General features: G+C 70.3%; 25 protein-coding genes and 1 tRNA gene. 11 read left to right on the top strand and 15 right to left on the bottom strand.

Annotation, left to right across the window (positions count from 1 at the left end; all coding sequences use genetic code 11):
• Window positions 1–11: 11 nt before the first annotated feature.
• From ACMGFG_RS10680 to ACMGFG_RS10665, 4 genes are all read right to left on the bottom strand, one after another.
• Window positions 12–584 (bottom strand): GNAT family N-acetyltransferase, encoded by a 573-nt coding sequence (locus ACMGFG_RS10680; RefSeq protein WP_436930325.1) that lies wholly within the window; start codon window positions 582–584, stop codon window positions 12–14.
• A gap of 3 nt (window positions 585–587) precedes the next feature.
• The gene (locus tag ACMGFG_RS10675) at window positions 588–1,112 is read right to left on the bottom strand and encodes a GNAT family N-acetyltransferase (protein ID WP_436930324.1); all 525 of its coding nucleotides are present in this window, start codon (window positions 1,110–1,112) and stop codon (window positions 588–590) included.
• A gap of 97 nt (window positions 1,113–1,209) precedes the next feature.
• Window positions 1,210–1,911: a helix-turn-helix domain-containing protein gene (locus tag ACMGFG_RS10670; protein WP_135364150.1), complete on the bottom strand. Its 702-nt coding sequence runs from the start codon at window positions 1,909–1,911 to the stop codon at window positions 1,210–1,212.
• 112 nt (window positions 1,912–2,023) lie between these two features.
• On the bottom strand, window positions 2,024–2,581 hold the full coding sequence (locus ACMGFG_RS10665) for a DUF7978 family protein (protein ID WP_436930323.1): 558 nt from the start codon (window positions 2,579–2,581) through the stop codon (window positions 2,024–2,026).
• A gap of 173 nt (window positions 2,582–2,754) precedes the next feature.
• On the opposite strand from ACMGFG_RS10665, the gene ACMGFG_RS10660 reads away from it, so the two are divergent.
• Window positions 2,755–3,702: a mechanosensitive ion channel family protein gene (locus ACMGFG_RS10660; RefSeq protein ID WP_436930322.1), complete on the top strand. Its 948-nt coding sequence runs from the start codon at window positions 2,755–2,757 to the stop codon at window positions 3,700–3,702.
• Window positions 3,703–3,753: 51 nt separating this feature from the next.
• Here ACMGFG_RS10660 and ACMGFG_RS10655 read toward each other — a convergent pair whose 3' ends face one another.
• A complete protein-coding gene (locus tag ACMGFG_RS10655) occupies window positions 3,754–4,887 on the bottom strand; it encodes a YihY/virulence factor BrkB family protein (protein ID WP_436930321.1) in 1,134 nt (377 codons plus the stop codon).
• 130 nt (window positions 4,888–5,017) lie between these two features.
• Here ACMGFG_RS10655 and ACMGFG_RS10650 point away from each other — a divergent pair, with 130 nt between their 5' ends.
• Window positions 5,018–6,529, top strand: a complete 1,512-nt coding sequence (locus tag ACMGFG_RS10650) for a replication factor C large subunit (RefSeq protein WP_436930320.1) — start codon at window positions 5,018–5,020, stop codon at window positions 6,527–6,529.
• Between the two features lie 18 nt (window positions 6,530–6,547).
• Here ACMGFG_RS10650 and ACMGFG_RS10645 read toward each other — a convergent pair whose 3' ends face one another.
• Both ACMGFG_RS10645 and ACMGFG_RS10640 read right to left on the bottom strand, forming a co-directional pair.
• Window positions 6,548–6,853 (bottom strand): hypothetical protein, encoded by a 306-nt coding sequence (locus tag ACMGFG_RS10645; protein ID WP_436930319.1) that lies wholly within the window; start codon window positions 6,851–6,853, stop codon window positions 6,548–6,550.
• 67 nt (window positions 6,854–6,920) lie between these two features.
• Entirely contained in the window at window positions 6,921–7,787 is an 867-nt protein-coding gene (locus ACMGFG_RS10640) for a COX15/CtaA family protein (protein ID WP_436930318.1), read from the bottom strand.
• 247 nt (window positions 7,788–8,034) lie between these two features.
• Here ACMGFG_RS10640 and ACMGFG_RS10635 point away from each other — a divergent pair, with 247 nt between their 5' ends.
• Together ACMGFG_RS10635 and ACMGFG_RS10630 are read left to right on the top strand one after the other, a co-directional pair.
• Window positions 8,035–10,302 carry an NADP-dependent malic enzyme gene (locus ACMGFG_RS10635; protein WP_436930317.1) on the top strand — a complete coding sequence of 756 codons (2,268 nt, stop codon included), beginning with the start codon at window positions 8,035–8,037 and terminating at the stop codon, window positions 10,300–10,302.
• A 563-nt stretch (window positions 10,303–10,865) separates the two neighbouring features.
• The gene (locus ACMGFG_RS10630) at window positions 10,866–11,162 is read left to right on the top strand and encodes a hypothetical protein (protein ID WP_436930316.1); all 297 of its coding nucleotides are present in this window, start codon (window positions 10,866–10,868) and stop codon (window positions 11,160–11,162) included.
• A gap of 1 nt (window position 11,163) precedes the next feature.
• Here ACMGFG_RS10630 and ACMGFG_RS10625 read toward each other — a convergent pair whose 3' ends face one another.
• Window positions 11,164–11,829, bottom strand: a complete 666-nt coding sequence (locus ACMGFG_RS10625; protein ID WP_436930315.1) for a ribonuclease H family protein — start codon at window positions 11,827–11,829, stop codon at window positions 11,164–11,166.
• Window positions 11,830–12,004: 175 nt separating this feature from the next.
• On the opposite strand from ACMGFG_RS10625, the gene ACMGFG_RS10620 reads away from it, so the two are divergent.
• On the top strand, window positions 12,005–12,952 hold the full coding sequence (locus ACMGFG_RS10620; protein WP_436930314.1) for a DMT family transporter: 948 nt from the start codon (window positions 12,005–12,007) through the stop codon (window positions 12,950–12,952).
• 82 nt (window positions 12,953–13,034) lie between these two features.
• Here the strand turns inward: ACMGFG_RS10620 and ACMGFG_RS10615 are convergent, their stop codons facing one another.
• Window positions 13,035–13,286 (bottom strand): DUF8028 family protein, encoded by a 252-nt coding sequence (locus tag ACMGFG_RS10615; protein ID WP_135364163.1) that lies wholly within the window; start codon window positions 13,284–13,286, stop codon window positions 13,035–13,037.
• 245 nt (window positions 13,287–13,531) lie between these two features.
• Entirely contained in the window at window positions 13,532–13,963 is a 432-nt protein-coding gene (locus ACMGFG_RS10610; RefSeq protein ID WP_436930313.1) for a DUF8009 family protein, read from the bottom strand.
• A gap of 153 nt (window positions 13,964–14,116) precedes the next feature.
• On the opposite strand from ACMGFG_RS10610, the gene ACMGFG_RS10605 reads away from it, so the two are divergent.
• On the top strand, window positions 14,117–14,701 hold the full coding sequence (locus tag ACMGFG_RS10605; RefSeq protein ID WP_436930312.1) for a response regulator transcription factor: 585 nt from the start codon (window positions 14,117–14,119) through the stop codon (window positions 14,699–14,701).
• A 72-nt stretch (window positions 14,702–14,773) separates the two neighbouring features.
• Here the strand turns inward: ACMGFG_RS10605 and ACMGFG_RS10600 are convergent.
• Window positions 14,774–14,908: transfer RNA gene (locus ACMGFG_RS10600), tRNA-Met, on the bottom strand.
• Window positions 14,909–15,079: 171 nt separating this feature from the next.
• Between ACMGFG_RS10600 and ACMGFG_RS10595 the strand changes: the two genes are divergently transcribed.
• Window positions 15,080–16,624: a DUF7115 domain-containing protein gene (locus ACMGFG_RS10595; RefSeq protein ID WP_436930311.1), complete on the top strand. Its 1,545-nt coding sequence runs from the start codon at window positions 15,080–15,082 to the stop codon at window positions 16,622–16,624.
• Between the two features lie 51 nt (window positions 16,625–16,675).
• Here the strand turns inward: ACMGFG_RS10595 and ACMGFG_RS10590 are convergent, their stop codons facing one another.
• Window positions 16,676–17,035 carry a DUF5830 family protein gene (locus ACMGFG_RS10590; RefSeq protein ID WP_135364167.1) on the bottom strand — a complete coding sequence of 120 codons (360 nt, stop codon included), beginning with the start codon at window positions 17,033–17,035 and terminating at the stop codon, window positions 16,676–16,678.
• Window positions 17,036–17,145: 110 nt separating this feature from the next.
• Between ACMGFG_RS10590 and ACMGFG_RS10585 the strand changes: the two genes are divergently transcribed.
• Entirely contained in the window at window positions 17,146–17,820 is a 675-nt protein-coding gene (locus tag ACMGFG_RS10585; RefSeq protein WP_436930310.1) for a TVP38/TMEM64 family protein, read from the top strand.
• Between the two features lie 43 nt (window positions 17,821–17,863).
• On the opposite strand, the gene ACMGFG_RS10580 is transcribed toward ACMGFG_RS10585, so the two are convergent.
• Window positions 17,864–17,983, bottom strand: a complete 120-nt coding sequence (locus tag ACMGFG_RS10580) for an HVO_2523 family zinc finger protein (protein ID WP_006885078.1) — start codon at window positions 17,981–17,983, stop codon at window positions 17,864–17,866.
• A 154-nt stretch (window positions 17,984–18,137) separates the two neighbouring features.
• Here ACMGFG_RS10580 and ACMGFG_RS10575 point away from each other — a divergent pair, with 154 nt between their 5' ends.
• From ACMGFG_RS10575 to ACMGFG_RS10565, 3 genes are all read left to right on the top strand, one after another.
• Entirely contained in the window at window positions 18,138–19,745 is a 1,608-nt protein-coding gene (locus ACMGFG_RS10575) for a molybdopterin-dependent oxidoreductase (protein ID WP_436930309.1), read from the top strand.
• Between the two features lie 81 nt (window positions 19,746–19,826).
• Window positions 19,827–20,102, top strand: a complete 276-nt coding sequence (locus ACMGFG_RS10570) for a winged helix-turn-helix domain-containing protein (protein ID WP_436930308.1) — start codon at window positions 19,827–19,829, stop codon at window positions 20,100–20,102.
• 4 nt (window positions 20,103–20,106) lie between these two features.
• Complete coding sequence (locus ACMGFG_RS10565; RefSeq protein ID WP_436930307.1) at window positions 20,107–20,403, top strand: DUF8036 family membrane protein; 297 nt, start codon at window positions 20,107–20,109, stop codon at window positions 20,401–20,403.
• A gap of 435 nt (window positions 20,404–20,838) precedes the next feature.
• Here ACMGFG_RS10565 and ACMGFG_RS10560 read toward each other — a convergent pair whose 3' ends face one another.
• Both ACMGFG_RS10560 and ACMGFG_RS10555 read right to left on the bottom strand, forming a co-directional pair.
• On the bottom strand, window positions 20,839–21,396 hold the full coding sequence (locus ACMGFG_RS10560; protein ID WP_436930306.1) for an NAD(P)/FAD-dependent oxidoreductase: 558 nt from the start codon (window positions 21,394–21,396) through the stop codon (window positions 20,839–20,841).
• Window positions 21,397–21,483: 87 nt separating this feature from the next.
• Window positions 21,484–21,957: an SRPBCC family protein gene (locus tag ACMGFG_RS10555; protein ID WP_436930305.1), complete on the bottom strand. Its 474-nt coding sequence runs from the start codon at window positions 21,955–21,957 to the stop codon at window positions 21,484–21,486.
• Between the last annotated feature and the right edge of the window lie 10 nt (window positions 21,958–21,967).

Genomic DNA, 21,967 nt, shown 5'->3' with positions numbered 1-21,967 from the left:
TCTGTCCCGCGCTACCGCTCCGATTCGAGCAGGCCGTAGCGGAGTTCGTCGACGTACTCCCCGTGCATGTACGCGGCCTCCCGGAGGACGCCCTCGCGCTCGAAGCCGACCCTCTCCAGCACCCGGGCCGACCCCTCGTTGAACGCGAAGACACGGGCGTGGACGCGGTGCAGGCGCAACTCCCGGAAGGCGTACTCGACGACCCGCTCGAGGGCGGCCGTCGCGTACCCGTTGCCCCACGCTTCGGGCGCGAAGAAGTAGCCGACCTCGGCCTTCCCGAACTGCTCGTCGACGTCGACCAGGTCGACGACGCCGATCCGATCGCCCTCGTCGCCGTGGCTGTCCTCGTCGCCGGAGCCGCCCGCGCCGCCGCGGTCGTCCGCCGCGCGGACGACGAACGGGATCACGTCCTCGTCGCTCTCGACCCGGAACTCGCGCTCCTCGTCCGTCCACTTCGGGCGGGCGACCGAGAGGCCGTGACGGACGCGCGGGTCGTTGACCAGGTTCACGCAGAACTCGGCGTCCTCGTCCTCGGTCGGGTGGAGGGTCACGCCGTCGCCGCGGAGGAAGGCCGGCCCGGACACGGGTCACCCCTCCCACTCGTCGGCGAGCGCGCCGTACCGCTCGACGTCGACGCGCTCGCCGCGGGCGAACGCCTGGTCGCGGAGGGTGGCCTCGTGCTCGAAGCCGGCCTTCTCCAGCACGCGGGTCGAGGCGTCGTTGAACGCGAGCACCCGCGCCCAGACCTTCCCGAGGCGGCGCTCCTCGAAACCGTAGGTCGTCATCCGCCGGACGGCCTCGGTCGCGTAGCCGTTCCCCCAGTGGTCCGGGTGGAGGAAGTAGGCGAGTTCGGTCGTCCCCCACTGCTCGCTGAACTGCCGGAAGCTGACCGTGCCGACGCGTTCGCCCTCGACCCGCAGGCAGAACTGGACGCCGTCGTCGCCGAGCGACTCGAACCACTCGCGCTCGTCGGCCATGTTGCGCGGCTCCGCCGCCGCCAGCCCCTCTCGCACCTCGGGATGGTTGATCAGGTCGCGGAAGAACTCCAGGTCCGCCTCCTCGACGGGGTGGAACGTCACCCGGTCGGCCGCCATGAACACCGGTCCGCTCATGCCTGCGGGGACTCCGGCGAGCGCCTTCAGCGTTCCTCCGGCATGAGTGTAGATGGCACACCCGTTCGAACTCACGGGCACGGTCCGCACGTTCGCGCTACGGCAGTTCGCGCACGCGGGCGAGCATCTCGTCCAAGTCGGTCGGACAGGCGGCCAGCGAGTAGCCGTCCATGCGGGCGAGGTCACCGGCGTGTTCCCAGACGCTCTCGTCGTCGAGGCCCTGGAGGACGACGGCGTTGGGCGTCGGGTTCAGCACGCGGAGGGCGACCATGGCACCCTCGCCGCTGGTGACGTTGGTGAACACGAGCGCACGGTTGGTCGACTGGCCGTAGAGGCGGTAGAACTCCTCGGAGGACAGCCGGGAGATGGCCTGGATGCTGTCGATGACGGTGTGGCCGGCGACGCTCTCCTGGGCGCCGGAGACGATCTCGGTGGCGCCGATGGCCTCGTAGAAGTCGTCGATCGGGACGGCGGCGGAGTACTCCCGGAGGTCGTGGACGATGTCGGCGTCGAACCCGGCCGAGAGAACGCGGGCGTGCTGGCGGATGTGGCTGCCGCCGCGACGTTCGTCGATGTCGAGCAACGCCTCGACGGTGCGCTTGACGACGCCGATGCCCGGGCTCTCGCGGCGGCCGCTCTCGTAGTCCGACACCACCGAGGGCGAGACGCCGAGCTCGTCGGCCAGCTCCGTCTGGGCCACCTCGAAGTCGGTGCGCCACTTCCGGAGGGTGCCGCCGGGGTCGTCGCTCAGCGCGATCTCGCCCGCGATCTTCTCCGCCAGTTCGCGGCGCTCTCCCATTTGCCCGAGCATCGACGACTGACGATAAAAGCGTGTCGAACCGGCGAACGCGGCCCGTCCGTCGCCGACGCCGTCCGCGGTCGGTCACCGACTCCGCGGGCGGCCCGTCCCCCTAGTCGGCCGAGAGGTGCCCGCCCGCGAGCCCGCCGGCCGCGCCGAACAGCAGCGGATACACCGTCCCGGCGAGCAGGACGGCGGTCACCAGCGTCGGTCCGGCGGTGGCGTCCTCGTTCCCGATCGTGAACAGGACGGCGCCGGCGACCGACAGCGGGAAGTAGCCGAGCACGACCGCCGCGCCGTTCCGCGCCGCGGTCGTCGGCGCGTCCGCGGCGTTCCAGGCCGCCGCGAACCCGGCCAGGACCAGCAGGACCGGCGGAAGGACGAACAGGGCGGTCAGCGCCGCCTCGTCGGACTGTGCGACGAAGTTCCAGGCGCTCTCGCCGAGGAACCCCGGGACGGTCACGGTGACGTTGTGTGCGTTGAAGAACAGCCAGCCGACGAGCTTCCAGGTCACGGCGTCGCCGGTCAGGAACTCCAGGATCTGCGACCCCAGCGAGTTCTCGATGTTGGTGCCGTGTAGCACGTACACGGCCAGGTACCCCAGTATCCAGGCGGCGACTCCCCCTGCCAGCCCGCGTCCGGCCGCTCGTTTCGCATCCGTGTCTACCATACACCGTCACCGTCAGGGCCCCGCGGAAAATGCTTTCTGGAGCGACCGGCGGCCGTCCGGACGATCCGCTGGCGGCCCGCGGACCGTCTCCCGACCGCCTGCGCCGCTGGAGTTTCGCGGGCGAACCGCGGTACGCGGCGGCTACCTTTGGGCGTGGCGCGCGCGGGACTGCCATGGTCGCGCCCGCCGCGCCCGCACCTCGCCAGGCCGAGACGCCGACACCGGGAACGCCGACACCCGGAACGCCGACACCGACGCCCGGAACGCCGACGCCGACACCGGGGGTCGGCCCGGAGGAACTCGCCGAACTCGCGCCGACGGTCGTCCGCGCCGCCTGGTTCCTCCTCGGGGCGACCGTCGTCGTCATCGTCGGGTGGTTCCTCGTCGAACCGGCGGTCAGCCGCGCCGTCCGGCGTCGCAACCGCGGCAACCCCACGTTGCAGGACGCGATCACCAGCTACGTTCGCGTGTTCGTCCTCGTCGTCGCGGCCGTCGTCGGCGCCGGGATGGCCGGGCTCACGACGGTCCTCACGAGTTCGGCGCTGGTCGTCGCGGCGGCGACGCTCGCGGTCGGCGTCGCCGCACAGACCATCGTCGGCTCGCTCGTCAGCGGGCTCGTCCTCGTGTTCGACCCCGAGTTCAGCGTCGGCAACTACATCGAGTGGGAGGGCGGCGAAGGGACGGTCGAGGCGATCACGCTCCGGGTCACCCGCGTCGAGAATCCCGACGGGGCGCTCGTGACCGTCCCCAACACCGTCCTGACGGGCGGGGCGATCACCCGCCCGTTCGGCCGCGACCGCTACCGCGTCGTCGAGCGGGTCGGTATCGACTACGACGACAACCCCGAGCGGGCGACCGAGATCCTCGAGTCCGCCGCCCGCGCCCTCGACGGCGTCGCCGACCGGCCGGAGCCGACCGCGTTCGTCGACGAACTCGGCGACGGGGTGGTCCGCCTGCGCGCCCACTTCTGGCTCGAAGACGCCCGCCAGCCGGCGGTGTTCGAGGCCAGGTCCGCGTTCGCCCGGCGGGTCAGACGACGGTTCGACGAGGCCGGCATCACCGTCAGCCCCGCGTCGGAACACGAACTCCGCGGGCGGATCGCGGTCGACGACGACCGCTGAGAACGGCCACGACACCGCCCCACCGACCACCGCCCCGACGCCGACCGGTGCTCAGTCGTCCGCCCGGTCCGGTCGACCGCCGTATCCGTCGCCGCCCGCCCGGTCGCCGACGGATCGGTCGTCACCGGGGCGGTCGTCGCCGGACCCGGTCCGCGGCGCCGGCCAGCTCAGCTCGACCGTCCACCGGCGCTGGTCGCCGTCGCTCGTCGCGTACTCCACCAGGTCGACCTCACCGCTCGGTTTCGGCCGGCGCTCGTCGTCGGAGTCCGCGCGGGCGGCCTCGTAGCGGGCGGTGAGCTGTTCGTCCAGCCCGCGGAGGTAGGCGTCGAGCTCCGCGCGGTCCAGCGAGTCCCGCCGCTTCTGCTCGTAGCCGCCCGCACTCCGGCCGACGCCGCCGGGCCGGCCCGAGGCGTGGCCGCCACGCACGGCGTTTATCACCGCACCGAGCAGGAGTACCAGCGCGGTGAAGTAGAGGTACGTGACGACGACGATGACGCCGCCGAAGAAGCTGCTCGACCCGGGGTCGCTGAAGGCGAGGTACACCTGGAAGAGGCTCTGGAAGACCGCCCAGCCGACGGCGGCGAAGACGGTGCCCGGCAGCACGTCCTCCCAGCCGAGGTCCGTGTCGGGGAAGACGTAGTACATCGGGAAGAAGGCGAGAACGAGCCCGGCGACCAGCACCAGCGGCGTCACCAGCCCGAGGAGCGGGACGGTGTCCGAGAACACGGCGACGGCGGCGCTGACGCCGACCGTCGCGAGGACGGCCACGACCAGCGCCCCCATGACGACGACGCCGTCGCGCAGTTTGTCGGTGAAGCCGTTGTCCGACTCCGTCTCGTAGATCTCCGAGAACGCGGTGTCGAGCCCGCGGAAGATCTTCAGCGCCCCCCACACGAGGACGACGAGCCCGACGACCGACGCGCCGCCAGCCGCGGCGTCGCCCGCGAACAGCTGGGCGACGATGTCGGCGATGGGGCCGGGGAGCCAGGCCTCCGCGGCCTCGACGACCCGCTCCTCCAGCCCACCGCCGACGACCGAGAGCACGACAAAGAGCAGGAGCAACAGCGGCGCCAGCGAGACGAAGGCGTTGTACGCCAGCCCGGCGGCCATGAACGTCACGTTCTTCTCCGAGAAGTCCCGATACACGCGGGTCCCGAACTCGCGCGCGTCGCCGAACGTGACCATGTCGCCCGTTGGGCCCGCGGCCGGAAAACCGGCGCGCCGGCGGACGCGTGCTGACCACTCGGGCGACCAGTATCGGGGTCGGCGGGCCGCTCCGAAACCACTAACCCCCTCACACGCCTTCGCTCTCCCAATGGACTGGACGGAGAAGTACCGGCCCTCGTCGCTCGACGAGATCCGCGGCAACGACAAGGCCCGCGACGCCCTGCAGGAGTGGGCCGACACCTGGGAGGACCACCGCGAGGCGGTCGTGCTCCACGGGTCGCCCGGGATCGGCAAGACTTCCGCGGCCCACGCCCTGGCCAGCGACAAGGGGTGGGCGACCATCGAACTCAACGCCTCGGACTCGCGGACCAAGGACGTGATCGAGCGGGTCGCCGGCGAGGCCGCGAAGTCGGGGACGCTCACCGCCGGCGAGGCCGGCCGCCGCGTCGTCATCTTAGACGAGGCCGACAACCTCCACGGCAACGTCGACCGCGGCGGGTCGGCGGCGATCACCTCGCTGGTCAAGGAGGCCAGCCAGCCGATGATCCTCATCGCCAACGACTTCTACGAGATGTCGTCGGGCCTCCGCAACGCCTGCCGGGAGATCGAGTTCCGGGACGTGTCCAAGCGCTCCATCGTCCCCGTTCTCCGGGACCTCTGTCGCAAGGAGGGCGTCGAGTACGACGACGAAGCGCTCGACCAGATCGCCGAGATGAACAGCGGCGACCTGCGGGGCGCGATCAAGGACCTCCAGGCGATGGCCGAGGGCCGCGACCGCATCGGCGCCGACGACGTGGTGACCGGCGAGCGCGACAAGACGGAAGGCGTGTTCGACTACCTCGACACGGTGATCAAGGAGGCCGGCGCGGAAGAGGCGCTGAAGGCCTCCTACGACGTGGACGAGACGCCCGACGACCTGATCAACTGGATCGAGGACAACATGCCCAAGGACTACGAGGGCGAGGAGCTGGCGGTCGCCTACGACTTCCTCTCGAACGCGGACCGCTGGCTCGGCCGCGTGCGCGCGACGCAGAACTACACGTTCTGGCGCTACGCGACCGACAACATGACCGCCGGTGTGGCCGCGGCCCGCCGCGAGCCCAAGGGCGGGTGGACCCGCTACGGCCCGCCGAGCTACTGGTCGAAGCTCGGCCGCTCGCGGGGCACCCGGAACAAGCGCGACTACGTCGCCCGGCGGATCGCCGAGGCCGGCGGCGTCAGCATGTCGACCGCCCGCCGGGAGGTCCTCCCGCACCTCTCGGTGATGACCCACCACTGCAAGAACCGCGAGCTGACCGTCGCGATGGCCGCGAAGTACGAGCTGGACGCCGAGCACGTCTCCTTTATCACCGGCAGCGGCGAGGACACCAACAAGGTCCAGTCGATCGTCGAGGACGCCGAACGCCTGCGCGAACAGCGGGCCGTCGAGAACGCGGGCGGCGCCTTCGACGACGCCCACGCCGGCGAGGCCGGCGCCGGTGACGGCGGCGGGACCGGCGAAACGGACGGGGACGACGGGGCCGGCGGCGAACCCACGCAGGCGGCGCTGGATGGGGCCCACGGAAACGAGCCGGCCGGCGAGGACGACGGAGACGACGAGGCGTCCGAGAAAGCCGACACGGACGACGACTCGCAGTCGGGGCTCACCGATTTCATGTGAGCGCCTGCGCCCGGGCAGTCACCCGCTCGCCGCGTCCGCGTCCGCGTCGTCCCCGCGGCGCCAGCCCCGGTACGTGACGTAGATCCCGGCGACGAGACAGAGGAGCGCGATCCCCACGAGGCCGAAGTACAGCGCCGTTCCGTCCGGGACCGAAGCGGCATCGGAGACCTGAAGCAGTCCGTAGGCGAGCCACGTGAGACACATCCCGACGGAGATCGCGAGCTTTCGGCCCGCTATCTCGCCCCGCCGATACCGGACCGCGAGCAGTCCGAGCAGGAGGAGGTACGCGACGACCAGCGCGCAGTCGACGATCTCGGGGACCATCGAGCGGGTCTCGGTCGGCTGTCGGTAAATGTCTGTGGAAAGAAAGGACAGTCCGGGTGCGGCGCCGTCAGTCCGCCCGCTGGGCGCCGAAGCCACCCGTATCGGCGACGACGCGGTTGGTGAGGACCGCGAGCCCGGCGACGGCGGCGGCGACGAGCATCGTCGCGGCGTCGCCGTAGAGGTCGGGGAGGCCCCACTTCTGGCGGCTCAGGACCATGGCGACGTACAGCAGCGTCGCGGCGAGGGCGGTGACCGCGCGGAACCGGAGGAGGTTCGCGGGGTCGACGGCGGCCTCGCTCCAGGTCAGCAGGGCGACGAGGACCGCAAGCAGGGCGAACGATGCGGCGTAGTAGGCGACCAGGTTCGTCGGCGGGTGGGAGAAGACGGGGACGAACTCGAAGACCGCGTGGAAGGCGACGAGGCCGCCGCCGAGGCCGACGACGGTCCGGACGGCGTGCGAGCCGGGGGCGCCGAACAGCCGGGCGGTCGCGTAGACGAGCAGCCCGAAGATGACGGTCGCGGTGGTGAAGTGGGCAGTCATGATCACGGGGTTGAACCCGCGGGGGAACATGCCGCCGGCGGTCGTGGTGACGCCGCCGAGGACGATCTGAGCGGGGAGGATGGCGATGGCAGCAGTGACGGCGTAGCGGACGCGGCGGTCGTCCTGCCAGCGCCAGACGCCGTAGAGCCAGCCCAGCAACAGGAAACCGACGACCATCGCGACGAAGCGGTGGAACCACTCGAAGAAGCTCGCCCAGTTGGCCGGGAACAGCCCCAGCCAGCCGTTGCACAGCGGCCACCGGGTCCCGCAGGAGAGGCCGCCGCCGGTCGAGCCGGTGTGCAGGCCGAGCAGGATGAGGACGAACGTCAGCGCCGTCGTGACGCCCGCGAGGGTCCGGAGGCGACGGGTCATGCGCGCCGTTTCGGTCCCCACGGACTTTACTCCCCTCATTTCGTCGCCGCTCCTCCGCCCGCCGGGAGCGGACGACAGAGCCGGCTCGCCCCGCTGAACGTCCCGCCAGCTCCGTTCCCCGTCACGGAACGGATCCTCGCCTGCGAGCGCCTCCGCAGGGCCGCTCGACGGTGAAAACCGTCGCGTCCGGGGTTCGACGAACAGCGAACAACTGCCCGTCATTTGGCCAAACGCGAAAGTTTTTGCCGGCGCCGTTCGCGGATCCGGTATGGGACTCGACGAGGACGCACTGGAGTATCACCGGACGGAACCGCCCGGCAAACTGGAGATCGCGACGACCAAGCCGACGAACACCCAGCGGGACCTGCAGCTGGCGTACTCGCCCGGCGTGGCGGCGCCCTGCCTGGAGATCGACGAGAACCCGGCCGACGCCTACGAGTACACGGCCAAGGGCAACATGGTCGGGGTCATCTCGAACGGCTCGGCCGTCCTCGGCCTCGGCGACATCGGCGCCCAGGCCTCCAAGCCCGTCATGGAGGGCAAGGGCGTGCTGTTCAAACGGTTCGCCGACATCGACGTGTTCGACGTGGAGCTCGACGAGACGGACACGCAGGCGTTCATCGACGCCGTCGCCGCGATGGAGCCGACGTTCGGCGGGATCAACCTGGAGGACATCAGCGCGCCGGAGTGTTTCGTCATGGAGGAACAGCTCCGCGAGCGGATGGACATCCCCGTGTTCCACGACGACCAGCACGGCACCGCTATCATCTCCGGCGCCGCGCTGCTCAACGCTGCCGAGATCACGGGCAAGAGCCTCGAGGATATGCGGATCGTCTTCTCCGGCGCCGGCGCCAGCGCCATCGCGACCGCCCGCTTCTACGTCTCGCTGGGCGCGAAAAAGGAGAACATCCTCATGTGTGACTCCTCGGGGATCATCACCGAGGAGCGCGCCGAGGCCGGTGACGTCAACGAGTACAAGCGGGAGTTCGCCCGCGACGTGCCCGAGGGCGACCTGGCGGACGCGATGGACGACGCCGACGCCTTCGTCGGCCTGTCGATCGGCGGCATCGTCTCCCAGGAGATGGTCCGGTCGATGAACGAGAACCCCATCATCTTCGCGATGGCCAACCCCGACCCCGAGATCACCTACGAGGACGCCAAGTCCGCCCGCGAGGACACCGTCATCATGGGCACGGGACGCTCGGACTACCCGAACCAGGTGAACAACGTGCTCGGGTTCCCCTTCATCTTCCGCGGGGCGCTGGACGCCCGCGCGACGGAGATCAACGAGGAGATGAAGCGGGCCGCCGCGGAGGCGCTGGCCGAGCTCGCCCGCAAGGACGTGCCCGACGAGGTCGTCAAGGCCTACGGCGACCAGCCGCTGCAGTTCGGCCCGGAGTACATCATCCCCAAGCCCGTCGACCCGCGCGTCCTCTTCGAGGTCGCACCCGCCGTCGCCGAGGCGGCCATGGAGTCGGGCGCCGCCCGGCGGGAACTCGACTTAGACGAGTACGTCGAGCGGCTGGAGGCCCGGCTGGGCAAGTCCCGCGAGATGATGCGCGTGGTGCTGAACAAGGCCCAGAGCGACCCCAAGCGGCTCGCGCTGGCGGAGGGCGCCAACGAGAAGATGATCCGCGCCGCCTTCCAGCTCCAGGAGCAGGGCATCGCCGAGCCGGTCCTCATCGGCGAGCGCGAGGAGATCGAGGACACCCGGGACGACCTGGGCCTGGAGTTCGAGCCCGAGATCGTCGACCCCGAGAACGGCGACTACGAGGAGTACGCCGAGCGGCTCCACGAACTCCGCCAGCGCAAGGGCATCACCCGCAGCGAGGCGGCCGAACTCATCGAGAACGACACCAACTACCTCGCCAGCGTGATGGTCGAACGGGGCGACGCCGACGCGATGCTGACCGGCCTCACCCACCACTACCCCTCCGCGCTGCGCCCGCCGCTGGAGGTCATCGGCACGGCGCCCGACGCCGACTACGCGGCTGGCGTCTACATGCTAACCTTCAAGAATCAGGTCGTCTTCTGCGCGGACGCGACGGTCAACCTCGACCCCGACGCGGACGTGCTCTCGGAGATCACCAAACACACCGCCAGCCTCGCACGCGATTTCAACATCGAACCGCGGGCGGCGCTGCTCTCGTACTCGAACTTCGGCAGCGTCGAGACGGAGGGGACCGCGAAGCTCCGCGACGCCGTCGGCTCGCTGCACGACGACCCCGAGGTCGACTTCCCGGTCGACGGGGAGATGCAGGCCGACACCGCCGTCGTCGAGGACATCCTCAACGGCACCTACGACTTCGCCGACCTGGAGGACCCGGCGAACGTCCTCGTGTTCCCGAACCTCGAGGCCGGCAACATCGGCTACAAGCTGCTCCAGCGGCTCGGCGGCGCCGACGCCATCGGCCCGATGCTGGTCGGCATGGACAAACCCGTCCACGTCCTCCAGCGCGGCGACGAAGTGAAGGACATCGTGAATCTCGGCGCAGCCGCCGTGGTGGACGCCCAGCAGCAGGAAGAATCCGAGTAAACGTCCGGCGCCGAAGGCGCCGGTTCGTCGCCCGAGCGTAGCGAGGGCGGCTTTTTGCCCCATCTTTTTCGAGGAGCGGTTCCCCGCAGCGAACGGAGTGAGCGGGGAAACCCGACGAGAAAAAGGTGGTCGCGACACCGTCAATCTCGGCGCAGCCGCCGTGGTGGACGCCCAGCAGCAGGAAGAATCCGAGTAAACGTCCGGCGCCGAAGGCGCCGGTTCGTCGCCCGAGCGTAGCGAGGGCGGCTTTTTGCCCCATCTTTTTCGAGGAGCGGTTCCCCGCAGCGAACGGAGTGAGCGAGGAAACCCGACGAGAAAAAGGTAGTCGCGACACCGTCAATCTCGTCGCGGCGGCCGTCGTCGAGGCCCAGCAGCAGGAAGAATCCGAGTAAACGTTCAGCGCCGGAGGCGCCGGTTCATCGCCCTCACAAGACATTTTACCGCACGGATCGTCCGGATAGAGCGATGGACAGGACGGTCGACATCTCGGGCTGGCCGACGCGGGCGTTCCAGTACGTGATGGCCAGCCTGTTCGTTTCGGGGTGTTGTTCGTCGCCGCGCTCGTGGGGCGCGGGGTGGTCCTCGCGCTCGACGTCCCGGTTCCCTACGGGGACCCGACGCCGTGGCTCGTCGGGTTCACCGTCCTGTGGGTGGCCCTGTCCGTCCTCTGGATCCGTCGGCTCCGGACGGCCGACGGCGACCCGTGGGCGATGGTTCCCCGCGAACAGTACCTCGGGCGGTTCGCCGGCCACGGCGGCCTCGCGCGCCACAGCTGGGAGCGGGCGATCGAGCGGCTCCCGGACAACGACGGCGACGACGTCGAGGGGGAGCGACGTGGGCGACGGAAGCGAGAGGAGTGAGTCAGTCGCTCGCGCTGCCGCGGTCGGCGCGCGAGGGCGGCGGGTAGCGGTCGTCGCCGGCCGTGGCGGGGTCGTCGGGGAGCAGACAGCGGTCGGGTTCGCCGTTGACGTGGGCGTACTCGTCGGGGGCGTTGGCGAGCGGGTGGGCGGGGTTGTACCCGCTGTCGATGCGGGCGGCGCGGATCTCGGCGAAGTCGCGCAGCCGCGAGCTGATGCCGCGCCAGTGGAGGCCGATGGCGGGCGGGTGGGTCACCGAGTGGGTCGGCTCCAGCTCGGGGTCGCGCTCGGTCAGGACCCTGGCGTTGACGTTCTCGGCGAGGGTGTCGTGGTCGATGAGCACGCCCACGCTCGCGTCGGCGGGCGAGCGGGCGGCGAGCACGTCGAGGCCGAGGTGCAGCGCCCGGTACTCGGCGACGTTGTTGTCGGGGGCGCGGTCGGGCACCGACAGCCGCGCGACGCGCTCGCCGTCGCGCGTCTCGATGACGACGCCGAGCCCGCCGGTGAACTCGCGGGCGTCGTCGCCCGGCGCGGTGCCGCCGGCGGCCCGGTAGGAGCCGTCGGTCGCGAGATAGAAGTCCCGGTGGTGTGTCCGCGGCGGGTGTGCGATGTGGGGCGTCGGTGCCTCGTCGAACAGGTCCCGAAGCGTCGGCCGGCCGTATGCGGCCATACGATGCCTTGGTGATGCGGTAATTTAAACGTAGGGGGGCTTCGGGGGTCGGTCCCACCCCGGTCGCCTGGTTTCGGCCGGTGACTCACCCTCGTTCGGCCCGACGGGCGTCCTCGGCCCGCACGGGAGAGGCGGAACCCGAAAGGTTCAGGGGCGGCCGTCCGAACCTCGGGGCGTGTCCACGTACCGGAACCTGGGGCTGTTCCTGGCGCTGTCGGCGCTGTGGGGCTCGGCGTTCGTTGCGATCAAGGCCGGGCTCGCTGCGTTCCCGCCGGTCCTGTTCGCGGCGCTGCGCTACGACGTGGCCGGGGTCGTGATGCTCGGCTACGCGGCCCTGCGGGCCGACAGCTGGTACCCGCGAGGTCGCGACGAATGGGCGACCGTCGCCGTCGGCGCGGCGCTGATGATCGCCGCCTACCACGCGTTCCTGTTCGTCGGCGAGCAGGGGACGACCAGCGCCGCCGCCGCGGTCATCGTCAGCCTCTCACCCGTGCTGACGACGGTGTTCGCCCGCGGGCTGCTCCCCGACGAGCGGCTGTCGGCCGTCGGCGCCCTCGGCATCCTGCTCGGACTGGTCGGCGTCGCGGCCGTCGCCCAGCCGGATCCCGCGACGCTGCTGACCAGCGAGACGCTCCCGCAGCTGCTCGTGTTCGCCGCGGCGCTATCCTTCGCGCTGGGGAGCGTGCTCACCACCTACATCGACGCCGGCGTCGAGATCGAGACGATGGAGGCGTGGTCGATGCTCGGCGGCGCCGGCCTGATGCACCTCGTCAGCCTCGCGCTCGGCGAGTCGTTCGCGGCGATCACGTGGTCGCCGACGGCGCTGTGGTCGCTGGCGTACCTCTCGGTCGGGGCCAGCGCCGTCGGCTTCCTCGTCTACTTCGACCTGCTGGAGCGGCTCGGCCCCGTCGAGATCAACCTCGTCTCCTACGTCGCGCCGCTGTTCGCCGCCGTCACCGGGTTCCTCCTCCTCGAAGAGGTGGTCGACGCCTGGACCGCGGCGGGCTTTTGCTGTATCTTCCTGGGGTTCGTCCTGATCAAGCGTCGGGCGCTCCGCCGGGAGATCCCACGGCTGAGAGCGGCGCTGGCCGGCGGCGAGGGACGGCACCGAGAACGTCGATAGGCAGTTCGTCGGAGTGTGGTGGGGCAATTCGACCGGCGCCGCCGGGGTGGAGGGCGCCCGGCGGGTCCCGGCGGTCGGCGGGTCAGTCGCGGTAGTGGGGGTGGCCGACGAGCAGCGCGACGACGTTCAGCGCCAGCAGGGCGAGGAACGCGTCGGTGTACGGCTCGGCGGACAGCCCGGTCGCCAGCAACAGCGGCAGGTGGAGGAAGGGGAGCGCGACGGCCGCCCAGAAGGCGGCGCCGGTGATCGGTGCGACGACGCTCCTGCCGACGTCGGGGACTGCGATGTCGGCCGTGTCGAGCGATGGCGTGAGGTCGGACGAGCGACTTGACATGCGGGGAACCCTCGTACTTTCACTATCGCCCGGCATTACCTTATAACCGTTCGAGGCTTCCGGTGATTTCACAACGTTTCAGACGGCGCTCCCGCGCGTAGTGGATGTTTTACGAACCCCGATTTCGTTTCATCGATGGTCGAGAGACGGCGAGACGTTTTATCGAGCCCGCTGCGTCGTTCTCGTCGATCAGTTGACGGATACTGTGCGATCAGTTGCCAAACGTACGCCCTCGGTCGGGCGATTCAGTCGAGTAGCGAGACCTCGACCTCGTGTGGGCCGCAGGGGGTCTCGACGGTTGCGGTGTCGCAGACGTGGTCGGTGACCGTCTCCCGCCAGGTCGCCACGGCGTCCTCGTGGCGGTCGTGGTGGCGTTCGACGGTGTACTCGGTGTCCGGGTCGGCCCGGAGTTCGTCCTCCGTGTCGGCGGGCCGCGGGTAGGTCGGGGCCGCGTCGTCGAGCAGCGCCCCCGGGTCGACGTGCAGCGGTGCCGGCGACTCGTCGTACTCGCCGGTCTCGACGTGCAGCCGGGCGCGCATCCGGCCGCTGAACGGCGGCGTCGCCCGCAGCACGACCGGCCGGTCGCGCTGTGCCCGGGCCTCCAGCGCGGCGACCACGTCCTCAGCGGTCACCGCCAGCGTCCGGATCCGTCGCGGGTCGTCCGACGTGCGGTCCATTCGCCGGGTACCAGGGTGCTCGGCGACATAACGCCGTCGATGGACGGGCTCTCCGACCCGTGCCGTTTTCACACATGATAATCTGTGGGGTGGATTTATGCGCTGGTTCACCGGATTATCGGTAATCCGTCCGTTCGAACCACGGGATTCACGATGACAACGCGCAATTCAGGAGACGAAACCGTGCTCGTCGTAGACGACGAGCGCGACATCGCGGACCTGTACTCGACCTGGCTGGCCGAGGAGTACGAGGTCAGGACGGCGTACGGACCCCACGAGGCGCTCGAGCAGACAGACGAGGCGGTCGACATCGTCTTCCTCGACCGGCAGATGCCGGAGATGAACGGCGACGAGGTGCTCGAAGCCCTGCGCGAGCGGCGGATCGACTGCCGCGTCGTGATGGTGACCGCCGTGGACCCGGACTTCGACATCGTCGAGATGCCGTTCGACGACTACCTGACCAAGCCGGTGATGCTCGACGACCTCCACGGGGCGGCCGAGCGGATGCTGGACCGCGAGGACTACGACGAGCGCATGCAGGAGTTCTTCTCGCTCGCCTCGAAGAAGGCGACGCTCGAAGCCGAGAAGGACTTCGTCGAACTCCAGAACAGCGAGGAGTACGAGCGGCTCGAATCGGAGGTCGAGGACCTCCGGCAGGAGGCGGACCGGACGGTCTCGGACCTCGGCGAATCGGAGGACTTCGAGACGCTCTTCCAGGAGTTCCCCGGCGACGCCTGAGCGGCGGTTCTCCGCGGTCGTATCGTGTTCTCCCGACTCGGGTAGTCGCGACTCGGGGACGTGAAACAGGTATGCCCGGGGAGGGCTCCGAACCCTCGATCTCCGCATGTCCCAGGTCCGAGGCTGACGGGCCTCGTGGGGGCATGCCGGCTGCCGCGCAAGGAAACCCTATGAGTGCGGCGCTATGTCCAGCTAAGCCACCCGGGCGCACTCGTCGATACTGTGGTGTCGGCCTTTAACCTTCTCATCTCCGCCGGCGACCGCCCGCCGTCCCGTCGTTTCGGTGACCCTTCGGCCGGCACGGCGCCGACCGGGGACGACGCGGGGACGGCACCGCCCACCCCCGGATTTATACACCCGGACGGGTACACCTCTGCCATGGACATCCCGGACCTCGTCAAGGGGGCGCTCGACGGCGAGGAGATCCAGGCCGGCGTCTCGCTCGGCGACGAGGACGCGGTCTGTCTCACACCGACGCGTACGCTCGTCTACCGCGGCGAAGGCTTGCTCAGCGACGAGACGGTCGAGGAGTACTCCCACGACATCGAACAGCTCGCGGTCTCGGAGGGGCGCCGCAAGACGAAGTTCACGATGCAGTACATCGACGGCACCGAGTCGTTCACGGTCCCGGCCAACCGCGGCGAGAAGGTGCTCGAGCTGTTCCTCGAGGGCGTGCTCAAGCTCGACGGCGTCATCGGGGACCGCGAGTCGCTGGCAGGCGTCTACCGGTTCAGCGAGCTCACGCTCATCATCGCCGAGGGGCGGCTGATCAAACACATCGGCAGCCAGGTCTGGTCCGAGGACTACGAGGTCTACGCCTACGACGACGTGACCGGCCTGGAGTTCGAGCGGGCCAGCGTCGCGACCAGTATCGCCCTCTCCGTGGACGGCCGCCCACAGCGCATCAAGGTGCCCAACGACAAAGCGCCCGTCGTCCGCCAGACCCTCGAGGAGGCGCTGTTCGACTACTACGACGTGGCGAACGTCGAGGAGCTCAACCGCGTCGTCGGCCCGGAGACGGACGCGGGCGGCGTCGAGCCCGCGGCCGACGATGACGACGACTTCTCGTTCGGGGACGACTTCGACCCGCTCGTCAGCGACGAGGCGGACCTCGCCGAATCCGTCGAGGGCGAGGAGCGACTCGCCGACGACACGGGGGCGGGACAGCCGTCGCGACAGCCGAATGGCCAGCCGGAGAGTCAGCCGAATGGCCAGCCGGAGAGTCAGCCCGGCGGGCAGGCCGACGACCAGGCAGCCGGTCGGAGCGCCGACGCCGCTGGCGGCCGGCCGGATGCCGGCGACACCCCCGAACCGGCGACTCGCGACGCGAGCGAGCCGACCGATGGTTCCCCATCGGACGCCGGGACGGACGAGGGCCGGGGGGTCGAGAGTGAGACGACAGCCCAGCAGCCCGACACCCAGCAGGCCGACACCGGACGGGAAGAGACACAGCAGGCGGACACCCGTCGGTCGGACACCCAGCAGGCCGACACCGGACGGGAAGAGACACAGCAGGCGGACACCCGTCGGTCGGACACCCAGCAGGCCGACACCGCAGGGACGGCCGACAGCCGGGCCGCCGGGACGGAAAGTACCGACGGCCGGGCGAACGCGGCCGACGAGACGACCGGTGGAACGCCCGACTCGGTCCGGACCGAGTCGGCCCGGAGCGCGGACGCGTCGGCCGACCGCACCGCCGACACCACGGCCGACGGGTCGGACGGTGCGTCAGCCGGGGAGACGGCCGCGCCGTCGGCCAGCGGGACCGGCGATGAGGCCGAGCCCGCGCCGGTCACGCGCGAGGAGTTCGAGGCGATGGCCGAGCGGCTGGACGAGCTGACCGAGGCGGTCGACCGGCAGAACGAACTGCTCAAGCGCCAGCACCGCGCGCTCAAGCAGCTGGTCGGGCAGAACTCCGAGTAGCGCGGCAACACTCCGGATGGCGCGCGGTCCCGTGACCGGACAGAGAGCCGTTCAGTCCTCGCGGCCGGTGACCTTCCTGATACAGGAGGAGCCGAACGGTCCGTGTTCGCCGGCGTCGAACTCGATGAAGTAGCCGGTGGTGATGCCGGCGCCGCAGCGCTGGCAGGTGAACTCGCCGTCCTTGCTGACCACGTCGCCGCCCTCGAAGCTGACGTAGTCCCCGGTCGTCGGGACGACGGTGTCGCCCTCGCGGTCGATGATCCCCCGGCGCTCGGCGGTTTCGAGGATCTCGCGGGTGACGGCGGGGTCGCTGGTCACCGTCTCGATGCGGTCGACGGCCTCCGCCAGCGACAGCTCGGCGTGTTCGAGGTTGGCGAGCAGTTCGACGCCGAGTTCGACGCGGTCGTCCACGCTCGGCGGTGGGGTCCCAGGGGACCTAAGCGTTTCCGGGTCCGACCGCGAGCCCCCGGAGTCTGGCGGCGACCACAAGACTTGTGCCGGCGGGGACTGGACGGCGAACGATGGCAGTCAGTCGAGCGACGCGCCGGCAGCTGGGGGGGTTCGCGGCCCTCGCCGTCGCGCTCGCGGCCGGCGCCGTGGTGTTCTCGCCGGCCGCGGTGCTGGAGTCGCTCGTCGCGCTCTCGGGGGACCCCTGGCGGTTCCTCGCAGTCCTGGCCGTCCTCTACGTCGCCCGGCCGCTGGTCCTGTGGCCGGTCAGCCTGCTCTCGCTGACGGTCGGGTACGTCTACGGCGTGGCGGTCGGGATCCCCGTCGCCGCCGCGGGGCTCGCCGTCTCCACGGCGACGCCGTTTCTGGTCGCCCGCCACGTCCGGACCGACGAGGGGATCCTCGGGCGGACGGCCGGCGTCGGCGACCGCGTGGTCGCGGCGACCGGCGGCTTTCGCGGGCTCGTCGCCGCGCGGCTGGCCCCGATCCCCTCGGACGTGATCTCATCGGCGGCGGGCCTCTCGGGGATCTCACCGCGGACGTACCTGGCCGGGACGCTCGTCGGCGAGACGCCCTGGATCGTCGGCGCCGTCGTCGCCGGCGCGTCGATGCACACCCTCTCGGTCGAGGGCCTCGACCAGGGGATCGCCCTGGTCGCCGCCGCGACGGCCGTCTCGGGGCTCCTGCTCGCCGGACCGACCTACCGGCTGGTCCGCGAGCGCTACGACCTCGGCGTCGACGTGCAGTGACGGGCCGGCGAGCGGCGGCCGGTGGCGAGTCGGGGGCGACGACTCAGTAGAAGGTGTCCGCGCAGTCGTAGACGACGCCGTGTTCCGGGCAGACGTACTTGCAGTGACGGTGAGTCATCGGCCGCTCGCAGATCGGACAGGGCCGGCCGCCTGCGTCGCTCATATCCTCGCCTCGGACCGGCGGCGCTTGAGCCTTGTTCTCCGGCGGTCCTCCTCGCCGGTTCCGACCGCGGGCGCGGTCAACCCGAACGAATTCTAGAGAGAGTCCGAGCGGTTTTCGAACAACGCCTATCCGTGGGTAGTCGCCAGTGGGACCCATGACAGGAGACACGCCGCTGGCCGAGCGGTATCCGCCGGGGGTCGGCACGGGCGCTATCGCCGTCGCCGCGGGCGTGGCCGCGCTGCTCGGCTCGTTCGCCGCGGTCGGCTTCGCACCGGGGTTCGTCGTCGCACCGGTCGAGAGCACGCTCTCGCGGGTGATGCCGGGCGCCGTCGTCACGTTCGCGATCACGGTGCTGGGCGACCTCGGACAGCAGCTCAACCTCGCGACGGCGGGGGCGCTGGTCGTCGCCTTCTACGCGCAGGCGGTCGTGCTCGGCGTCGCCCTCGGCCGTCGTTTCGACGAGCGACTCGTCCCGCTGGTCGCCGGCCCGGCGCTCGTCTGGGCGGTCACCGCCGCGCTGACCGGGCGGCCGGTCGCCTCGCTCGGTGCGGCTGCCGGCGCCGGCGTCGTCCTCCTCGTGACCGAGCTGTCGGCGTCCCGAAGTCGAGTCGATCGGCGACCCACGGCCGACGGCCGGCGGCGCGTCCTCACCGCGCTCGGCACCGCCCTCGGCGCTAGCGCGCTCGGATACCTGATCGGGCGCGACGGGCGCGCCCGGTCGGGCGGATCCGACGAGGACGGCGGCGACACCGGCGACCGTCCCCGCGGAGACCCCGACATCTACGGTAACGTCGAGGTGCCGAGCCTCGACGCGAGCGACCAGCTCGCGGCCGCCGAAGAGCGGACGTTCGACCTCGACGGGACGGAGCCGCTGGTTAGCGAGCGCTTCTTCAACGTCTCCTACAGCTCGATCTCGCCGACGCCCGACGCCGCCGAGTGGTCGCTGTCGGTCACCGGCGAAGTCGACGAGGAACTGTCCTACGACTACGACCACCTCGCCGACCGGGAGTTCCAGCGTCGGTTCGTCACGCTGCGCTGCGTCGGCGAGGCGCTCAACGGGAAGAAGATGGACAACGCGGTCTGGAGCGGCGTCCCCATCGCGTCGCTCATCGAGGACGCGAAGCCGAACTCGGACTGCGAGTGCGTCATGGTCCGGGCCGCGGACGACTACTACGAGGAGTTCCCGCTTGACGCGCTGGAATCGGGCTTCCTCGCGCTTGGGATGAACGGCGAACCGCTCCCGCGAAGCCACGGCGCGCCCGTCCGCTTGCTCGTCCCCGGTCACTGGGGGGAGATCAGCGTCAAGTGGATCACCGAGATCGAGTTCCTCGACCGCGAGGCCGACGGCTACTGGGAGCAGAAGGGCTGGCACGGCACCGGCCCCGTCGAGACGGTCGCCAAGCTCCACGCGACCACCCGGACCGAGGACGGCCGTATCGCTGTCGGCGGGCACGCCTACGCGGGGACCCGCGGCATCGACCGCGTCGAGGTGTCGACCGACGGCGGCGACACCTGGGCCGACGCGGAGCTCACCGAGCGCCTGCCCGGCGCGACGGGCGCGGTCGAGGACCCGCCCGAGACCGCCGAGGACGCCTGGCGCCAGTGGCGCTACGCCTACGACCCGCCTTCGGGGAACCACGAGGTGGTCGTCCGCGCCACGGACGGGACGGGGGCTGTCCAGCCGAGCGAGGAGCGGGACGCCTACCCCAGCGGGGCGACCGGGTGGGTGAGCGAGACGGTCGACCCGGGGAGCGTGGGGTGAGTGGCGGACGGCAGTGCGGCGCCCGTGGGAGGAACCAGCACGCCTAAATCGCAGGCGGGGGACAGGGAGGTACGAGCGTCGATGGAGAAGGCACTCTGGTACCTGCTCGCCGGGACGCGCGGCGGGGCAAACCGCGCGCGGCTCATCCGGTTGCTGGACGACCGGCCGCGCAACGCCAACCAGCTCGCCGAGGAACTCGACGTGGACTACAACACCGTGCGCCACCACCTCGACGTCCTGCTCGACCACGACGTGGTCGAGCGCGGCGGCGACGACTACGGTGCGATGTACTTCCTCACGGACCGGTTCGACCACCACCGCGAGGAGTTCGAGACCATAACCGACCAAATCGAGTGATACTATGGCGATGGGACCCTGGCTGACCGTTGCGACCGCCCTCGCGGGGCTGAACGCCCTGCTACTGGTGGCGCTCGGCGCCGTCTGGCTGCGTAACTACCGAACGTTCGGCACCACCCTCATCCTCGGCCTGCTCGCGTTCGCCGGGGTCATGCTGGTCGAGAACCTCGTCGCGATCTACTACTTCTTCGGCATGGGGATGCTCTACGCCAGCGACCCCGTCGCCCAGCAGTCAGTCGTCGTCCTCCGTGCCCTGCAGTTCCTCGCACTGCTCTTCCTGACGTACGTCACGATGCAGTGACCGGCCGGAGGTTTCGACGCCCCGACCGACCACGATTTCACGGCTGTTCGACCTTCTCCACGGAGGACTGAACGGGCGAGGCGCGCTCGCGTCCACTTCGGTCGTCTGAGCGGGCGACTATCCACGCGGTGCGAGGGGGTGGGCGCCTCGAAGCGAACGGCTCTGCCGTGAGCGGGCAGTGCCGAGAGCGCGGATATCCCGCCTGGTTCGAGAGAGCAAAGCTCTCTCGTCACTGAGCGAATCGAACATTCGCGAGGTCTGTGGGAGCTGTGCTCTCGCCCGATTTCGAAGATCTCCGATTTTCGGAGACAGCAACCGCGAGCGCGCCGAGAGTTTTCATCCCTTGCTGTCGTCTGCGGTCAAGACGAAAGCTAGCGAGCGTGTCACAGTCTCCCGATCCGCCTCTCCCCCGCGAGAAGAGACCCGAAACGGGATCTATTCGGCGTCGGCGGGCGTGTCGAAGTCGTGGAAGTGCTCGCCTCTCTCCTTGGTGAGGATGTTCAGCGCGGCGGCGGCGCCGTCGCCGGCCGAGATGATCGCCTGCCACTCCTCGGCGCGGACCATCGCGCCGGTGGCATAGGCGTCCGCGACCGAGGTCTCCATGTCCACGTCCACGTCGACGGTGTCCTCGTCAGTGAACGCACAGCCCAGCTGTTCGGCCAGATCGCGGTCCGCGCCCGTCGCGAGCACGAGGTAGTCGGCGGCGAGGTCGTCGTCCTCGGTGACGACGCGGAAGCCGTCGCCGTCCTGCTCGACAGTCTGGACCTCCTCGCCCTGGCGGCGGTCGACGCCGAAGGAGTCGACCTGCTCGCGGGCGTCCTCGAGGAAGGCCGTCCCGTCCTCGCTCTCGATGCCGAGGTAGTTGAACAGGTGGGCCTTGTGCATCCAGGTCTCGTCCGTGTCGAAGACGACGGTGTCGAGGTCGTTCTTCGCGGTGAACAGTGCGGCGCTCAGGCCGGCGGGACCCCCGCCGACGACAGCTACGTCTGTCATACGTGCACAATGTACGGCCGACGGGAAAGTCGTTGGCCTACCCGGGGTCGGTTTCCGGAACTCCCACCGAACAGCGGCGACGCGCGCTCACTCGAGCAGTTCCTTCGTCCTCCGGTGGCGGTAGCGGAACATCGGCTCGAAGCCGACCCGCCCGATAGGGCCCAGCAGCCCCCGCACGACGGGGAGTTCGTACTCGACGTGGTCGTGGACGCGGGTGCCGCCCTCGACCGCCTCGAAGGAGTGGGTATGGACCCACTCCGGGAACGGTCCCTGTCGCATCTCGTCGCGGAAGAACGCCTGGCCGTCGCCCTCCTCGCGGGCGACGATGGCCGAGACCCAGCGCTGGCGCGGCGCGACGCCGAACGGCGCGACAGTCGTCTCGACCTCCGACCCCGTCTCCAGCACCTCGGGGTCGGGTTCGCCGTCGGGGCCGACCGACGACTCGATCCGGAGGTGCATCCAGTCGGGCGTCAGCGCCTCCAGGCCCTCGGCTCGCGAGTGAAACTTCCAGACCTCCTCGAACGGCGCGTCGACGACCGTCTCCCGCTCGTAGACCGGCATACCCGTCGGT

The sequence above is a fragment of the Halosimplex halobium genome, assembly GCF_051414055.1.
GTDB lineage: Archaea > Halobacteriota > Halobacteria > Halobacteriales > Haloarculaceae > Halosimplex > Halosimplex halobium.
The sequence above is the reverse complement of the archived record's forward strand: the minus strand, read 5'-3'. Positions and strand labels throughout refer to the sequence as shown.

What these genes read in the sequence shown, in the direction of transcription:
- ACMGFG_RS10675 (WP_436930324.1), bottom strand. Translation starts at nt 1,112, where the DNA reads ATGAGCGGACCGGTGTTCATGGCGGCCGACCGGGTGACGTTCCACCCC.
- ACMGFG_RS10670 (WP_135364150.1), bottom strand. Translation starts at nt 1,911, where the DNA reads ATGGGAGAGCGCCGCGAACTGGCGGAGAAGATCGCGGGCGAGATCGCG.
- ACMGFG_RS10665 (WP_436930323.1), bottom strand. Translation starts at nt 2,581, where the DNA reads ATGGTAGACACGGATGCGAAACGAGCGGCCGGACGCGGGCTGGCAGGG.
- ACMGFG_RS10660 (WP_436930322.1), top strand. Translation starts at nt 2,755, where the DNA reads ATGGTCGCGCCCGCCGCGCCCGCACCTCGCCAGGCCGAGACGCCGACA.
- ACMGFG_RS10655 (WP_436930321.1), bottom strand. Translation starts at nt 4,887, where the DNA reads ATGGTCACGTTCGGCGACGCGCGCGAGTTCGGGACCCGCGTGTATCGG.
- ACMGFG_RS10650 (WP_436930320.1), top strand. Translation starts at nt 5,018, where the DNA reads ATGGACTGGACGGAGAAGTACCGGCCCTCGTCGCTCGACGAGATCCGC.
- ACMGFG_RS10645 (WP_436930319.1), bottom strand. Translation starts at nt 6,853, where the DNA reads ATGGTCCCCGAGATCGTCGACTGCGCGCTGGTCGTCGCGTACCTCCTC.
- ACMGFG_RS10635 (WP_436930317.1), top strand. Translation starts at nt 8,035, where the DNA reads ATGGGACTCGACGAGGACGCACTGGAGTATCACCGGACGGAACCGCCC.
- ACMGFG_RS10625 (WP_436930315.1), bottom strand. Translation starts at nt 11,829, where the DNA reads ATGGCCGCATACGGCCGGCCGACGCTTCGGGACCTGTTCGACGAGGCA.
- ACMGFG_RS10615 (WP_135364163.1), bottom strand. Translation starts at nt 13,286, where the DNA reads ATGTCAAGTCGCTCGTCCGACCTCACGCCATCGCTCGACACGGCCGAC.
- ACMGFG_RS10610 (WP_436930313.1), bottom strand. Translation starts at nt 13,963, where the DNA reads ATGGACCGCACGTCGGACGACCCGCGACGGATCCGGACGCTGGCGGTG.
- ACMGFG_RS10605 (WP_436930312.1), top strand. Translation starts at nt 14,117, where the DNA reads ATGACAACGCGCAATTCAGGAGACGAAACCGTGCTCGTCGTAGACGAC.
- ACMGFG_RS10595 (WP_436930311.1), top strand. Translation starts at nt 15,080, where the DNA reads ATGGACATCCCGGACCTCGTCAAGGGGGCGCTCGACGGCGAGGAGATC.
- ACMGFG_RS10585 (WP_436930310.1), top strand. Translation starts at nt 17,146, where the DNA reads ATGGCAGTCAGTCGAGCGACGCGCCGGCAGCTGGGGGGGTTCGCGGCC.
- ACMGFG_RS10580 (WP_006885078.1), bottom strand. Translation starts at nt 17,983, where the DNA reads ATGAGCGACGCAGGCGGCCGGCCCTGTCCGATCTGCGAGCGGCCGATG.
- ACMGFG_RS10575 (WP_436930309.1), top strand. Translation starts at nt 18,138, where the DNA reads ATGACAGGAGACACGCCGCTGGCCGAGCGGTATCCGCCGGGGGTCGGC.
- ACMGFG_RS10570 (WP_436930308.1), top strand. Translation starts at nt 19,827, where the DNA reads ATGGAGAAGGCACTCTGGTACCTGCTCGCCGGGACGCGCGGCGGGGCA.
- ACMGFG_RS10565 (WP_436930307.1), top strand. Translation starts at nt 20,107, where the DNA reads ATGGCGATGGGACCCTGGCTGACCGTTGCGACCGCCCTCGCGGGGCTG.
- ACMGFG_RS10560 (WP_436930306.1), bottom strand. Translation starts at nt 21,396, where the DNA reads ATGACAGACGTAGCTGTCGTCGGCGGGGGTCCCGCCGGCCTGAGCGCC.
- ACMGFG_RS10555 (WP_436930305.1), bottom strand. Translation starts at nt 21,957, where the DNA reads ATGCCGGTCTACGAGCGGGAGACGGTCGTCGACGCGCCGTTCGAGGAG.